Source organism: Marinobacter caseinilyticus, assembly GCF_011074955.1.
Classification (GTDB): Bacteria; Pseudomonadota; Gammaproteobacteria; order Pseudomonadales; family Oleiphilaceae; genus Marinobacter; species Marinobacter caseinilyticus.
In genome coordinates, this window is sequence record NZ_WUQJ01000024.1 from 17,860 (window position 1) to 32,956 (window position 15,097).

General features: G+C 57.1%; 14 protein-coding genes. 6 read left to right on the plus strand and 8 right to left on the minus strand.

The features are described 5' to 3' along the window. Positions 1-172 precede the first annotated feature (172 nt). Entirely contained in the window at positions 173-547 is a 375-nt protein-coding gene (locus GRX64_RS13055) for a YajD family HNH nuclease (protein ID WP_166267923.1), read from the plus strand. A gap of 367 nt (positions 548-914) precedes the next feature. Here the strand turns inward: GRX64_RS13055 and GRX64_RS13060 are convergent, their stop codons facing one another. Next, positions 915-3,647 (minus strand): mechanosensitive ion channel domain-containing protein, encoded by a 2,733-nt coding sequence (locus GRX64_RS13060; protein WP_207308803.1) that lies wholly within the window; start codon positions 3,645-3,647, stop codon positions 915-917. A gap of 413 nt (positions 3,648-4,060) precedes the next feature. Here GRX64_RS13060 and GRX64_RS13065 point away from each other — a divergent pair, with 413 nt between their 5' ends. The 4 genes from GRX64_RS13065 to GRX64_RS13080 all read left to right on the plus strand — a co-directional run bounded on the left by GRX64_RS13065 (position 4,061) and on the right by GRX64_RS13080 (position 7,604). Next, entirely contained in the window at positions 4,061-4,960 is a 900-nt protein-coding gene (locus tag GRX64_RS13065) for a LysR family transcriptional regulator (RefSeq protein WP_166267925.1), read from the plus strand. A gap of 163 nt (positions 4,961-5,123) precedes the next feature. Next, a complete protein-coding gene (locus GRX64_RS13070) occupies positions 5,124-5,879 on the plus strand; it encodes a sulfite exporter TauE/SafE family protein (protein WP_166267927.1) in 756 nt (251 codons plus the stop codon). Between the two features lie 290 nt (positions 5,880-6,169). Beyond that, positions 6,170-6,829, plus strand: coding sequence for an AbiTii domain-containing protein (locus tag GRX64_RS13075; protein WP_166267929.1), 660 nt, complete (start codon positions 6,170-6,172; stop codon positions 6,827-6,829). Between the two features lie 100 nt (positions 6,830-6,929). Then, entirely contained in the window at positions 6,930-7,604 is a 675-nt protein-coding gene (locus GRX64_RS13080) for a spermidine synthase (protein WP_166267931.1), read from the plus strand. Positions 7,605-7,655: 51 nt separating this feature from the next. Here GRX64_RS13080 and GRX64_RS13085 read toward each other — a convergent pair whose 3' ends face one another. The 7 genes from GRX64_RS13085 to GRX64_RS13115 all read right to left on the minus strand — a co-directional run bounded on the left by GRX64_RS13085 (position 7,656) and on the right by GRX64_RS13115 (position 14,398). Next, positions 7,656-8,261, minus strand: a complete 606-nt coding sequence (locus GRX64_RS13085) for a PqiC family protein (protein ID WP_166267933.1) — start codon at positions 8,259-8,261, stop codon at positions 7,656-7,658. Further along, positions 8,258-9,922 (minus strand): PqiB family protein, encoded by a 1,665-nt coding sequence (locus tag GRX64_RS13090; protein ID WP_166267935.1) that lies wholly within the window; start codon positions 9,920-9,922, stop codon positions 8,258-8,260. Before GRX64_RS13090 ends, GRX64_RS13085 begins: the two co-directional genes overlap by 4 nt. Further along, positions 9,912-10,532, minus strand: coding sequence for a paraquat-inducible protein A (locus GRX64_RS13095; protein ID WP_166267937.1), 621 nt, complete (start codon positions 10,530-10,532; stop codon positions 9,912-9,914). The genes GRX64_RS13090 and GRX64_RS13095 overlap by 11 nt, the downstream gene beginning before the upstream one ends. After that, positions 10,529-11,128 carry a paraquat-inducible protein A gene (locus GRX64_RS13100; protein WP_166267939.1) on the minus strand — a complete coding sequence of 200 codons (600 nt, stop codon included), beginning with the start codon at positions 11,126-11,128 and terminating at the stop codon, positions 10,529-10,531. Before GRX64_RS13100 ends, GRX64_RS13095 begins: the two co-directional genes overlap by 4 nt. Before the next feature lie 101 nt (positions 11,129-11,229). Continuing rightward, on the minus strand, positions 11,230-12,036 hold the full coding sequence (locus GRX64_RS13105; RefSeq protein WP_166267941.1) for a DUF1338 domain-containing protein: 807 nt from the start codon (positions 12,034-12,036) through the stop codon (positions 11,230-11,232). Then, positions 12,023-13,153, minus strand: coding sequence for an arginine N-succinyltransferase (gene astA / locus GRX64_RS13110; protein ID WP_166267943.1), 1,131 nt, complete (start codon positions 13,151-13,153; stop codon positions 12,023-12,025). Before astA ends, GRX64_RS13105 begins: the two co-directional genes overlap by 14 nt. Positions 13,154-13,177: 24 nt before the next feature. After that, positions 13,178-14,398 carry an aspartate aminotransferase family protein gene (locus GRX64_RS13115; protein ID WP_166267945.1) on the minus strand — a complete coding sequence of 407 codons (1,221 nt, stop codon included), beginning with the start codon at positions 14,396-14,398 and terminating at the stop codon, positions 13,178-13,180. 163 nt (positions 14,399-14,561) lie between these two features. Between GRX64_RS13115 and GRX64_RS13120 the strand changes: the two genes are divergently transcribed. Continuing rightward, positions 14,562-14,990: an Lrp/AsnC family transcriptional regulator gene (locus GRX64_RS13120; RefSeq protein WP_166267947.1), complete on the plus strand. Its 429-nt coding sequence runs from the start codon at positions 14,562-14,564 to the stop codon at positions 14,988-14,990. The last annotated feature ends 107 nt before the right edge of the window (positions 14,991-15,097 follow it).

Sequence of the window (15,097 nt, forward strand, 5' to 3'; positions counted from 1 at the left end):
ATGCAAATGGATCGGATGCGACCGGATCAAAAGGCACCTGAGCCCCCACGCAGCGATCGGTAAGTTATTATTCAACATGGCTCGAAAGCATTTTTCAATCACACTATTGGCGCAGTACACTGAAACTGACATCGGCTAACGGCTGAACCACCGCCAGCAGAGACCATGACCCATGACTAAAGACAGTACCGACAGGCGAAAACTGGACCAGGTGCTGGACGCCCAGCGAGACTATATTGCCCAGCGCGAAAAAGGCTACCGGGAGCGCGCACTCAAACTGTATCCCTGGGTCTGTGGCCGCTGCGCCCGAACGTTTACCCGCGCCAATCTGAGTGAACTGACGGTGCATCATGTCAATCATGACCATGATGACAACCCGCCGGATGGCAGTAATTGGGAACTGCTCTGCCTGTATTGTCATGACGAGGAGCACAGCAAGTTCGAATCGTTCGTACGGTATGGCGGCGGCAGCGAGTCAAAACGACAGGCGGCCACCCATAACCCGTTTGCTGGTCTTAAAGAGGCGCTGGACCAGAAAAAATCTTAGGCAGACAACGTGAGAGACCGCTTGCGCGTGATGTCATAGAGATTGCGCAAGCGGCGTCAGGGCAGTAGGTGTCGACCGCTCAGCCTTGTGACGATTTTTTTTCGCGTTTGGCCACTTTCTTTTCTTTCGCGGTTAACGCCGGTTTCTTCTTGGATTCTTTAATGCTCTTCTGTTCTTTGCTCATGCGCTTTACTCCCAACCCATCGTTACCCTGAGCCAGAGTCTGTTCTGTCTCGCTGGCCTACCGCCACCGCGAAATACTGACGCGGTTTGGCAGGTGTCAGAATCGTATCACGGACACCCGATCAGCATAGCAGGATAAGTACGGATGCCCGTCGGAGCGACCGTGTCAGATTCTGCTCATGCCTCAGGTTTTCGTTTTGGTTGCCATTTGTTCAGTGCTCGGGTGCGGCTCGATCATTGTGCGCACATGAATGTCCCGTTGGGGAAAGGGAATCTGGATACCGGCGTCGCGCAGGGCTGTGGTAATGGCGGCATGCAGTTCGTGAGACAGGGGCATGTAGTCGAGCACGTCGTCGATAAACGCCCGAATCTCGAAATCAATGCTGCTGTCACCAAGCCCGACGCAAAAAACGGCGGGGGCAGGATCGCTTACCACCCGGTCGTTGGCTTCTGCCACACCCACCAGGATATCCTGCACGGCATCCACATCAGAGCCATAGGCAACCCCGACTTTGATAATGACCCGGGTAATGGGATCCGACAGAGTCCAGTTGGTCAGATCCTGAGTGACCAGGGTTTTGTTGGGTATGATCTGCTCTTTACGGTCCCAGTCAACCAGCGTGGTGGCGCGAATTCGGATACGTGAAACCGTGCCGGTGATACCGTCAATGGTGACGGTGTCGCCCACCCGGATCGGGCGCTCAAACAGCAGAATGATACCGGACACAAAATTCGCCACGATTTCCTGCAGACCAAAACCCAGTCCAACCCCGAGCGCCGCTATCAGCCATTGCAGCTTGGACCACTGCAAGCCGAGAACGGCAAGCGAGGCCGTTACACCGATAATGACAATCAGGTATTTAACCATGGTCGTCACAGCATACCCAGAGCCGGGTTCGAGATTCATCCGGCTCAGAATCATCACTTCCAGTGTGCCGGGCAGGTTTCGGGCCGCCAACAGGGTGGCTGTTGCAAGAATCAGACTCAAAAGCAGATCCCCAAGCGTAATTGGCAGCGGATCGCCACCTTCAAGACCGGTGGTGATGGTCCAGAGGGTCATATTATCAAACAGCTGAAGTGCTGGAATAACCTCTGCCCACAATGCCCAGAGGCCAGCAATCGCCAAGGCAAACGCGATCATGCGCAGCAGCGACGTGCTTTGCAGGTTAATATCCTTCAAATCCATTTCGGGCATGTCCAGTGCCTGTGGCAGACCTTCGCCCGAGAATTCCGCAGACTCTCTGGCTTCCGCCAGTTTCCGGTCCGCAGCCCGCTGTTCTCGCAAGCGTTCCAGCGTCATTCGGCGTTCGCGCACCGACAATTCCCGCAACCCGAGGTAGTAAAGCAAGATGATAAACGCCAGCCAGCAGAGGCTGACGAACAGATTTCGTTCCAGCTGCACCGCGGTGTAGTGATACCCCAGCCAGGATGCAACCGCGAGCAGAAGAGGTGTGGCAACCGCAATGCCATGTAACGATTTCAGGGTGAATTGGCCAATATGGTGGGTGCGTACGGCGCCCATAATACGGTGGGCAAAGACCGCCAGGGCAATGGATGCAACGGTAAAGAGTGTGCGGCCGAGACTGTTCTGGTATTGAGCCCCCTGTTCGGTCGCCATGGCTGGCGATAGGATGGCGATCGGGATCAAGACCATCAGCAAAATGGGAATTTCACGCCGGATGGCTTCCAGGGTGGTGGCGTTCCATTTGAAATGGCGTTCGCCCAGGCCATTTTTGCGGGCGACCTGATGCACTAGACTTAACAGGAACAAAATAAAGGCCGCCACCGTCATACCTTTGGACAACGCAGCGATAAAGTCACTGCCCTCCATCAGCATCAATGACGTTGTGGCCAGAACGAGGACGCCAGGCACAGCGAGCAGCAAACTGTACCCCAAGGCGAAAACGGTCGAAGCAAAGCGGTCGTGACGAACGTTGCCGACAGAGGCGCCGGTCTCGATCAGGCGCTCACAGAGGGTTCGGCGTTTGTACAGCAGGAGCAAAAGTACAGCCACCAGCAAGGTGATCCGGAGGCGGCGCTCCAGGACGGATGGTTTGATACTGTCGATCAGCGCACTCCATTGCTGTGGGGCAAAGGCCCATACAGCCGCACGGTAAAGCTGGGCAAAGGTATCCCAGCTCACAGGCGCAGTGCTTGGCAGCCAGAAGAGGCGTTGCAGCAACAGTTTTTTGTAGGCTTCGACCCGCAGTTGGAGCGCCCCCACGGTATTGAAGTATTCGTTGAGCACATCGATATGCTGGGTAATGCCCTTATGCAATTGGCGTAACAGGTCGGCACGTTTGCGGCGCAACTGTCCCTGGGGGTCCTGTTCCGGGGTCACGATTGCTTCGAACTCCTCAAGCCGAAGTTGCGCCTCGCGGGCGGCGGATAGCTTTTCATTGATGCCGGCGGTCAGGCTGTCGGCGATGCTTTGTCGCTCGAGTCTGTTCAGCCTTTGCCGTAGCAGTGACGCGTATTCATCGGTGAGGTTCAGGCCGGCGCGTTCCAACCGAAGCTCAAAACTCTGGTACTCATCGTTCAGCCGATTCAGCAAGGTTTCGGCGTACGACAGCCGTCCACGGCTGGCTTCGAGGGCACTGAGGCGCTGATCGACGGCGGTCCTGAGGGATTGAATCTGCTGGCGAATGCCCGCAGTGGAGGCCGATGGCAGGTCGACGTTCAAGGGCGTTGATATTTCTTCTTTGATCTCTGGCTGGACGGCGGGGAGAGAGGCTTGGGGGGTGGGCTTTTCGCTATCGGCCGCCGACATTTTTGCCGGTGCCTCTTCTGGCTTCTGGGCCGGCTCCTCTGTCAACTCCGCTGCCAACACTGGCGCCGCGAGCATGGACAGCAATAACAGTGCGAATAACCACAGAGTAGCGCGGGAAAGAGTAATACCCTGCGTGCAAATCAACATAAATTAGAGCGTCCCAAATACGGCCAATGCATCAGTTTAGCTGGAAAATGCAGCTTATGAGTGCGTGATCGGTGCTGCGATTGTCAGCGAAGCTCGATTCTAAGGGCTATCGGAGGTTCGATCCAGGCAGCACGTTTAATCCACAAGACGACTCAATGCCTGTGAATGCTTGTCGTAGATGCGGTCAATGCCGCACGGGTCGCATTTAACGCGGTGATGTCCTGTCTGACGGGGTCCTTTACGACGGGACGTTTCGCCAGGGGCGTTATTGATAATTTTGGGTGGTTGGTGCTCCGGTTCGACAGAGAATTAGCATGCCTGCGGGAAAGCGCCGGGATGCAGCAACTTTGAGCTTGTGCCGGGGCAAAAGGAGTGGCATATATTGCGTGTAGAGTTTGGGAAAGTGCAACGCCATGGACTGGGGACTGCTGCCGAATTTTTTGATGATTGCCCGCGCGGGTTCGCTCACGGGAGCGGCCGATCGGTTGGGTATTAACCACAGCACTGTCTGCCGACGGCTCAACCAGCTTGAAGGCCAGCTCAACTGCCAGTTGTTTGAACGCTTGCCCACGGGCTATAAGTTAACGCCGGAGGGTCAGGGCCTGCTGGCTCACGCCGAGCGCATGGAGGCGGAAGTCTTTCAATCGGAACGGCTTCTGGGTAGCGCCGACATCACCCTGCGGGGCGAAGTGCGACTCACGGCCCCGGAAACCTTGGTTTACGATTTCCTGCCTCACTATCTGGTGGAGTTTCATCGCCAGTTTCCAGAGATCCAGGTCAGTGTTCTGGTCTCCAATGCCGATCTGGAACTGAATCGACGAGAGGCGGATGTCGCGCTGCGCACCACTGCTGCGCCGCCGGATCATCTGGTGGGGCGTAAACTTACCGATATCGGCTGGGCTGTTTTTGGATCGCCCGGTTTGATAGAGACATTGGGGACGCCCGATAACCTGGTCAGTGCCTGCCGCTATCCCTGGGTCGGACCGGAGGCTTCTTTATTGCATCTCCCGGGCTATCGCTGGGTAATGGGCCAGGTGCCAGATCGCCAAGTGGTGGTGCGGGGCGGCAGTCTCAATGCCATTGCCCGGTTTGCCGAAGTCGGGCTTGGTCTGGCGGTGTTGCCCATGGATCAGGCCAAGCCTGGCCTGAAACCTTTGCTGGCATTGTCGACGACGCCCCAGAGCGGGCTTTGGTTGCTGACTCATGCCGACTTGCGGCACATGGCCAGAATCAAGGTGCTGATGTCCTTTCTTGCCGACGCTTTTTACCAAGACCCACGCTGGCCATTCCTTCAGGGCCTGGATGTCCGTTAAGGGAGACTGCCTGGTCGCGCCCCGCGCGCTAAGAACCATGCCCACGCCGGCCCACTCACAGCATTACCCGATCGGCTGATAGACAACGCCGCGCCAGTCTATCAGGATGATGGCGCGCTCATTCCCTGCTTCACTCACCTTTGCCATACAAGGTCGTCCTATCATGCCTGCCCCTTTCGACACGCTTCTGTTCTGGCTGCTGGCGGGCATCGGTGTGATCCTCACCGGCATTTCCAAGTCCGGCTTTGCCGGCGGCGCGGGTGTGGTTGCCGTGCCGCTTCTGGCGTTTGCTGTTCCGTTGCCGTTGGCTGCGGTCATCATGCTGCCGGTTTTGCTGTTCATGGACATCAGAACCATTCACCTGTATCGCAAGCACGCCTCGCTGGCGACGCTGAAACACTTGGTGCCTGCTGCGTTTGTCGGAATTGCCTTGGGCGGATCGGTCATGGGGATGTTATCGACAGCGGCGCTGGAACTGATCACTGGCGTTATTTCAATCGTGTTTGCCAGTTGGCAATGGATATCCAGTTCGCTGCAGCGATTCCAGCAAGCCGGGTGGTTTTGGGGAACCGTCTCCGGGGTGACCAGTACGTTGATTCACGCAGGTGGCCCGCCGATCAATGTCTATTTTCTGGGTCGAAACCTGCCAAAACTGCAATGGCTGGGGACGGCCGCTGTGTTGTTTGGCGTCATGAATCTGACCAAGGTTATTCCCTACAGCCTGAATGGATTCTGGGAGTTGCGATTGTTGTTGGTGTCCGTCCTCTTATTGCCGGCGGCGTGGCTGGGGGTGCAGTTGGGGCATGGTATTCAGCAACGGATTGGCGGCGATACCTTCACGCGTATCTGTCGGGTCTTGCTGATGATTTCAGGCGCCGGGCTGGTCGTAAAGGGCTTGTTTTTCACCAGCGTGGTTTAGCGTCTCTGGTGCTTCTGCGCCTGCAGGAACAGTGAAGCAGGGGGCAAACCTGTCGCAGGGATACGAGCCCGGCTTGCCCTTTACCAAACGTAACCGAGCAGCAACGTTTTTATAATTGATCAATCGTCCGGATGCGCCTATTTTTTGATCAAGGTGGCGCTGTCTGTCACGGTATCCGTTCGGTAAAACGGTCACGACGATACGCCGGCCTTGCCAACAATAAAAAAGCCAAGCGCCCGAATGCGGCAACCCAGCATCCTGCGATTGGCACTACGCAAGGAGAACTAGTAATGGAAGCACCCGTTGATGATCTGGAAAGCAGAACCAAGGATGCCACCGATTCGCTGGTTGAAATAATGCCAGCGGCGATTACGCTGGCCATGATGTTTCGCCAGCGTAAGATGGCCGCCTGGTTAAGAACAGAGTTTGATGGTTACCCTGAGAGCGTCGCATTACCAGCCTATCGCTGTGATATTCCCGGCCACATTGTTGCCCGTTCTCCGCAATATGGCTGGATTCCAGCCCCAGTGAACGAAAAACAAAACCTCGAACACGGTCATCTTGACATAAACGAAGGCGTTAAGGCGTTGGAAAAAATCTGTCTGAGCTGCAAGAAAGGCAGCGGCAAGCAGATTGCCTTCCAGCCTGAACAGATGCAACAACTGCAAGCCCAGATTAATCTCAGCGCGGAACTTGCGTTGACCATCAGCCGGGAAAGCTATTCAAAGCTTTTGACGGCCATCCGCTCCACGATTTACTTATGGAGTCGCGAACTCATCGAACTCGGGTTCAGTGGCGCGCATAATTCATTCAGCAATGAGGAAAGGGAGAAGGCAGCGCACCTGGACGATCCGGAGCGGTTTTGGCAGCAAGCCCTGCTGGAGTCTGAAAGTCTCCCAATACCCCAGGTTCGAGCGCCCGGCTTTTTTGAGCGTGTGTTCGGGAATTAGCCAGACAAGTAGGCCGTCGCCGGATCATTCCTTAAACTGCTGGCTCCTCCTTGGCTCAGCGCGTTAAGATCCGGCTTCCCTTTTCCACGCCTGAGGTCTCATGGCCCGTTTTGAACTGATTGGCACCGCTACGATTCCGGGTCGCGGGACCGAATTGAAACTGCTGCAGCGTAACGACGAGTTCTCGATTAAAATTGCCGGTAGTACCGGCGAGCTTATGAACAGTCGGCTACACGGCTCCGAAGATGCGCTTGCGACCCTGGCCTGTGAGCGTATTGCCGGCAACCCCGAGCCACATGTGCTGATCGGTGGGTTGGGCATGGGCTTTACGCTGGCGGCTGCGCTTGAGTCACTCGGTGGGGATGCACAAGTGACGGTCGCGGAATTGGTGCCGGAAGTGGTTGAGTGGAACCGGGGTGCATTGGGTGCGGCGGCAGGCAATCCGCTACGGGATCCGCGGGCCAAGGTTCACCTTGGCGATGTTGGCCTGTTGCTGCAAGAGTCGGACGGCCGCTATGACGCTATTCTGCTGGACGTCGACAACGGCCCGGAAGGCCTGACTCGCAAAGAAAATGACTGGATTTACTCCTCCGCCGGTATTGCGGCTGCCCAGTCGGCCCTGCGTCCCGAGGGCATCCTGGCTTACTGGTCGGCCGGGCAGGATCATGACTTCACCGAACGGTTGCGCAAAATGGGCTTTGCCGTGGAGGCGGTCACGGTGCGGGCACACCGACCGGGCAAAGGTGCCCGTCACGTAATCTGGCTGGCTTGGTAGCTGATCTGGTAGCGGGTCCGATAAGTGGCTTGTTAACGGGTGGCAGTGAGCTCACGGGCATTTCCAGTCGCCTGACGAGGAACCGTCGGCGGCGGTGCGCATCGCTTGCGCCAGCGTGATCAGGTTCTGCTGATGTGCCCTCACCAACGCATCCAGATTAAACGCCGCCGCTTGTCGCGCCCACACACGGCAAGTGATGTGATGAAGACGCTCACCGTCATGCCGTGTCAGTTGAACGCGTGCCTCGATCAATGCGTATTCCCCCGGTACCGAGTCAAAGCGCGTGATGGCAACCGCGGCCCTGATGGTGTCGGGGCCCGGCTCTGACTGCACCAGATAGGTGTCCAGTACACTTTGAATTTCGTCGGCCAGAAACGCGCCCCACCAGTCGGATTCCAGCACGATCAAATGGCTGGCATTCTGGCGCACCACCAATTCCCGGCGATTAACCTGTGGCGGAACGGTGACGTCTGTCACGGCAATGGGGACGTTGTCCCGGCCGGATGCCGGTGACGACAACGGCATCAGTGTATGGTAGCGGACCTGTGGGCTGCTGCACCCCGATAGCCCGATCATTACCGTCAGCCCAATCACCAGAAGTGCAGAGCGGTTGCCGCGGAGGCGGTTTCCTGATGAGGCGAGGTCGGGGATCGTCATGGGCGTAAGGTCCCTGTGTTGTGTTCCTTGCGTCCACGAATCAGTGCTTCCGGGTGTCGGCGGAGGTAATCCGACAGGTCACGAACGGAGCGCGACATGCGCTCCAGTTCATTCAATGTATGGCCAATGCGTTGCCGTTCCGGCGAGTCGTAGGCAAATGTGGCCGTGGCGGCTTGCAGAGTCGCGCTCATTTCGTTCACCAGAATATCTATCCCTTGTAAGGTGTTGCGCGTTGACGGCAGGGTGTCGCGGTTGATGGATGTCAACGTCTGCTTAAGTTCTTCCAGACTGCCATTCAGGTTGTCAGCAATGCGATCAAACGGAATCTGGCTTAATCGGTCGACAATGTCAGTGAGCTGGTCCTGGATTTTGTCGAAGCTGGTGAACTGGGTGGGAATCTCCACCACGGCCCCTGCATTTTTATCGGCCACGACGTCGGTACCTGCCCCGGGAACGAACGCCAACGCGACATAGAGCTGCCCGGTCAGCAGATTGTTTTGGCGTGCCTCGGCGTGCAGACCCTGCCGAACAAATTGATGGAACAGCGCCTGGGTAAGGCTCTGCTGGTTGTCGCCGACATCGATGGTTTGCGTCCTGAGTAATTTGTCATAAGCGTCGCCGATTAACTGGGGGTAGACTTTTGCATCGACGATGACGGGAAACGTTTCGGTGACAGGGTCGTAATCCAGGGATATTTCGGTCACTTCGCCGATTTTCTTGCCTTTAAAATCGACCTGCGCGCCTTCCCGTAAGCCCCGCAGAGAATGGCCAAAATGCATCCGAATGATCTGCGCCGGGCCTTTGTCGGGGGTGAGTGCGGCTTCCTGCGTCGGGTAGAGCCTGAATGAGGTGTCGGTCTCGGCGGGTTCTGCCTGGCCGTCTGGGGGTGTCGCAAAGGCAATCCCTCCTGTAACCACGGAGACCAACGATTCGGCATCGAATTCGACGCCGTCGGCACTGACACCTATGCGAATACCACTGGCATTCCAGAATCGGGTATCGGCCGTGACAAACCGGTCATTGGGGGCAGACACGAAGACATCCATGTTAACGCTGTCGCCAGAGTGATCCAGTTCATAAGACACCAACTGACCGACCCGGACCTTGCGGTAATAAATGGGCGAGCCGATATCCAGTGATCCCAGATCCTCTGCCTTCACCACAAAACGCTTGCCGGGCTCGCCGTAGGTCACAGGCGGCGGCGATTCGAGTCCGGTAAAGCTTTCCGTGCGATGCGCTGAGGTACCGGGATCGGCGGCTATGAAACCGCCTGACAGCAACGTGTCCAGGCCGGAGATGCCCTCGGTGCCGATGCGTGGCCGCACCACCCAGTAACGTGAATCCTGCCGGGTGAAATCTACGGCTTCCCGGTTCAGTTTGGCTGTCACAATAACCTGGCCATGGTCGCTGCTGAGCTTGACATCGGCTACCTCGCCAATGACAACGTTACGGTATTTGATGGGTGATTTTTCCGCGGTGAGACTGCCCGCGGTCTGAAACGAAATCCTGATGGTCGGGCCGGTTTCCTGCCAGGCTTTGAACAGCATCGATAGGCCCACAATGGTGGCCACGATTGGCACCAACCATACCAGCGACAGCCCGAGGGGACGGGACCGCACGTCGGCTTCTGCTGGCTGGCTGTCCTTGTCGCTAGCGGTCATGGTGATCAGGGCTGTCCCATATCAGGCGCGGATCAAAACTTTGCGTCGCCAGCATGGTCAGCACCACGACCAGGCCGAAAAAAAGTATGCCAATCCGGGGTTCGATGGCCCCAAACAGGCCAAACTGAACCAGCGCGGATAGCAGGGCGGCGACGAATACATCAAGCATAGACCAATAGCCGATCAGCTCAAGCGCCCGGTAGAGCAAGGTTCGCTCCCGACGGGACCGGCGATTGCCGCGCTGAACGGTAATGAGCAACAGCGTTAACACGAGAAATTTGGTTACCGGTACACCGATACTGGCCACAAAGATGATTACAGCAATGTCCCAGGCCCCGGTTTGCCACAATTCCACCACGCCGCTCAGAATGGTGACCGAGGTGTCTTTTTGCAACGCCTGGGTGTGCATGATGGGCAGTAAGTTGGCTGGCGCGTATAGCACCAGGGCCGCCAGCATCAGTGCCCAGGTGCGGGAAACCGCCCGGGGTTTGCGAAAATGCAAGGCGTCACCACAGCGGGGGCAATGGTGAGGGTGGGTGGCCAGAGAACAGGCCAGCCGACAGCGGTGGCAGAGGCATAACCCCAGGGTCTGCGCGGATGGGGGGGTCATGGCACTTCGTTCCAGAGCCGACGCAAATCACGTCCGGCGAGGCCAATGATCAACACGCTGAGCGCGGCCAGGGCAAACAGACCGGCCGTCGGTACGACTTGCAGCCGCCCGCTGAGCTTGATCACACTGACCAGCGCCCCCAGGAGAAAAACCTCCAGCATACTCCAGTGACGAAGCCTGTTGAGCGCCTGCATGCAATGATTAAAGTACGGTGCCCGCCGCCGGTAGCGGGCGTAGGTCAGCACCCACACCAGCAAACTGATTTGCAGCGCGGGTACCAGCAATACCGCGCAGGCAACAGCCACGGCCATGAGACTGACAGGCCCCTGGGCGAGTGCAAGCGCAGACTCAAGCAGAGTTGCTGACTGAGTCTGGCCCTGAACGTGGATTAATAGAATCGGGTAAACGCTGAGGTACGCCATCAGCAGTCCGGCGGTCACGCTGAGTGCCAGGCACTGATCGATGGACAGCCAGTGGTGGCGGGCGATGACCGCGCCGCAGCGCTGGCACTGGGCTTTCTGGAAGCGAGAGAGTATTGGCCGGTGATAGACGGAGTCGCAGTACTCGCAAATAATGAGGTTGACCGGATCACTCATCGGGGGCCTGTCCTTGCCTCTCAGTCAATCGAGTTCAAGCAATTTTAGCTTGGGACAAAGGCTCTCCCTTGTCCAGTTGTGGCCCGTGACGATGAGGCGGTTTACATACCGGCGTCGGTGCTTTCAAAGATTTTATCCGCAGAGGCAGCCACAAAACCCGTGTACAATTCGCCATCGGTCTTGGGGTAGCGCTTGGCAAACTCGTAAAAACAGCTGGGTATGGCGACGGTTTGGTCTTTAAACGCGACCTCGGCCCGGTCAGCCATGGTGGATGACTGCTCCAGCAGCTCTTCCGGCGAACCTTTAATCTCACCGCCGGAGCTGTTCACGGTATATCCCTCGGCCTTGAGAACCTGATTCACTTCCTCGACAGTCTTGAATTTCACCAGTTGGTTTACGCTGACTGTAAAGTGATTGGCACGATAACCCCAGGCAGCCAGCCAGGCCGCGTATTCACTTTCAGCGAGCAGCTTTTTGTAAGTGCCATAATCGACCTGCCAGTGGGTGCCGGAGTACAGAAAATTATCCGCCGTCACAGCGTTCGGGCTGATCTGATCCACCAGCTCGTGAACAATGGCTTGCAGCTCGGGTGAAAATTGGTCGACCAGCAGCTCGGAGATAAAGACCTTGGGTGCGGTCGGGTCCGGGTGCTCGTAATGTTTGGCGTAGAGCTTCTTGGCCTCAAAATGGTATTCGCCACCTTCGGTGTAGCCGAGCGCAAGAAAGTGCGCGGCCAGTTTCTCAAGATTGACCTTTTCGAGGTTAAAGGTGCGTAAGGCAATGTGGTCGTTGACAATTTCACTGCCTTGGGTGCCGCCCAGAATGCGGTGGATTTCGGTGGCTGAAGGGGTCACCTCCAGGTAGTTGTCCCACAGATGCTGGAACAGCGCGTCTCTATCGGTGTGCATACTGTAACTCCTGTTGTTGATTGCCCGACGCTTCATTGGCGCCCGGGATGGCACTGGTTTTGGCCGCCGCCAGTTGAATGATGCGCGCTGTGCCGCCGTTCTTCAGGCCGAGGGCAAGCGCGAGATCAGCCGGTACTTGCAGCAAGTTGTGTTGAGGGAGGTAGATGGCCTGGTCCGTGACACTGGCACGGAAATCATTGACCCCGGTGTTGGCTATCGCCAGCACACCGCCTTGAGTACCCGTCTTCCGACAGTGTAGCACCGGCATGTCCGGGCTAACGGCCTGGACCTGACATTCGATAGAGTCAGCGACGGTGCGAATCTGGCTCAATTCGGCTTCGACGGTTGGGCCGGCATCGAAGAGGTCCACATAGCCCTTGTGCCGGAATCCTTCAGATTCCAGCAAGTGCAAGGCGGGCTTGGTTTTTTCGTGAACTTTGCCAATAACGCCCTGGGCCTCATCGCTCAACAGATGGGTATACAGCGGATATTTGGGCATGAGTTCGGCAATGAAACTGTTGTTGCCGGCGCCCACCAGCTGCGTGACGGTGGGAAAGTCGAGATCGACAAAATTCGCACTCAGCCAGTTCCAGAACGGCGACCGGCCATCCTCGTATGAAACCCCCCGCATCTCGGCGATCACAGTCTCAGCGAACCGGTGGGCATGCTGAGCCATAAATAAAAAACGAACTTTAGACAGCAGCTTGCCGGCGTAGGCGCGGCGAAACTGTGGACGCAGAAACAACGTGCAGATTTCTGAACAGCCGGTGTAGTGGTTGCACATGTTGAGCACGTCAATGCGCCTGTATAAGCCAAGCGCACGGGAATGATGGACCACCTGACTGTTGTGGTAATGATAAAGCGGATTGTCGAGGCCAACGGAAGCCGCTATGGCCGTTGTGCCCATAATATCCCCTGTCACGGGGTCCTCCAGCACGAACAGATAGCTTTCGTGACCGGGTTGGCTGACGCTGGCCTGAAAGCTCTCGATGGAGTGTTGGATTTTTCGTCTCAGAAACGCCAGGTCATTCACCAGCGACGTAAACCCCGGGCCGGATTCAACGGCAATCTGCTGCAATGCGGACAGATCCTGGTGAGCAATCGGACGAATAATCATGGCCCCGCCTCCACGGTTGTAGGTTTATGCCGATTGGGCGGCTGATGCAAAAACGCTGGCAACAGCACGCTCAAAGCGGAGCAGACCCTCATCAATGTCGGCGTCGGGAATCACCAGGGACGGTGCTAACCGAACCACATCGGGGCCGGCCACCAAACACATCAGGCCTTCCCGGGTGGCTGCCTGGAGAATTTCCTTGGCGCGGCCCGCAAGCGCCGGTTGCAATTCGGCACCGATCAGCAGACCTTTGCCACGGATGTCGCGGAAAATACCGTACGTTTCATTGATCCGGTTGAGGCCGTCCCGGAAGCGCTGATGGCGCTGGCGCACACCGTCCAGCAGGGCCGGGTCATTCACGGTATCAAAGGTGGCCTCGGCTACGGCGCAGGCCAGTGGATTGCCACCGTAAGTGGAGCCGTGGGTGCCGACGCTCAGATGTTTTGCTATTGCGGTGGTGGTTAACATTGCGGCCACCGGGAAGCCCCCGCCCAAGGCCTTGGCGCTGGTCAGAATGTCCGGGGTAACGCCACAATCCATGTACGCGTAGAGGTGGCCGGTACGGCCTACGCCGGTTTGCACCTCGTCAAAAATCAGCAACGCGTTGTGTTTGTCGCACAGTTCGCGAACGCCTTTGATAAACGTCGGGTCGGCCTCAATGATGCCGCCTTCGCCTTGCACGGGTTCAATGATGACCGCACAGGTTGTGTCCGAAATCAGCGCTTCAAGGCTGGCCAGATCGTTGTAGATTGCATGATGAATGGCGCCCGGCTTGGGTCCGAAGCCGTCGGAATAGGCTTTCTGGCCGCCAACCGTAACGGCGAATAGCGTCCGGCCGTGAAAACTTCGCTCAAAGGCGATGATCCCGTTTTTGGCTTCACCAAATTCGTTAAAGGCATAGCGGCGTGCGAGTTTAAGGGCCGCCTCGTTCGCTTCGGTGCCCGAGTTGGCAAAATACACCCGCTCAGCGAAGGTCGCATCGGTCAGTTTCCTGGCCAGTCGCAAGGCGGGTTCATTGGTCATTACATTGGCCAGGTGCCAAAGCTGCTCACTTTGGGCCTGCAGGGCCTGTACCAGGGCAGGGTGGCAGTGTCCCAGGCAGTTAACGGCGATGCCGCCGGCAAAATCGATGTATTCACGACCTTCCTGATCCCACACCCGCGAGCCTTTGCCTTTGACGGGTATAACGGCGGGTGGCGCGTAGTTGGGCACCATGACTTCATCGAATAATGCGCGGTTGACGTTCATTGGCGGACCTTAAAGCAGGTGACGGTAATGGGCGCGGCTGAGCATTCGGGCGCGGCCTATTAGATTGTTACGCCTAGTATGACGGTCTCGTCTGCTGTTTTGCAGTTCCAAAATGAACGATACGGTGTCATTATTGAGCAAATTGACGGGAAGAATGATCATTATGATCAGCAAGCAAGACCAGCAACTGCTGTTACTCTTACGCCGCAATGCCCGCGTCAGCATTTCGGACCTGGCCCGATCACTGAATCTTTCTCGCTCGACCGTCCAGAATCGCATTGCCCGTCTGGAAGCCAGCGGCGTGATCCGGGGCTATTCCCTGGAGATGGGGGGTGAATATTCCGCCAACCAGGTGGAAGCCCATGTCTCAATCAAGGTTCATCAAAAGCTGACGGCCAGGACCAACAGCGCCCTGGAACAGCTCAGTCAGGTGGCTCAGCTTTATTCGGTGAGTGGCGACTACGACTTATTGGCCATCGTTCAGGCCCAGTCACTGGAGGCACTGAGTGCTGTGCTGGATGAAATCGGGAATCTGGAAGGCGTTGAGCGAACCAACTCAGCGGTGGTGCTGGAAACCAAGTTCCGGCGCTAAGGCGTCTCGGAATGCCCCTCGGGCAGGGAGCCCAAGGCGATCTTCCGAGGCTCCCCAAGTCGAGGTTCCTAAGTAATTGTGCCGATTATCCTTTAGTCAGGGATTGT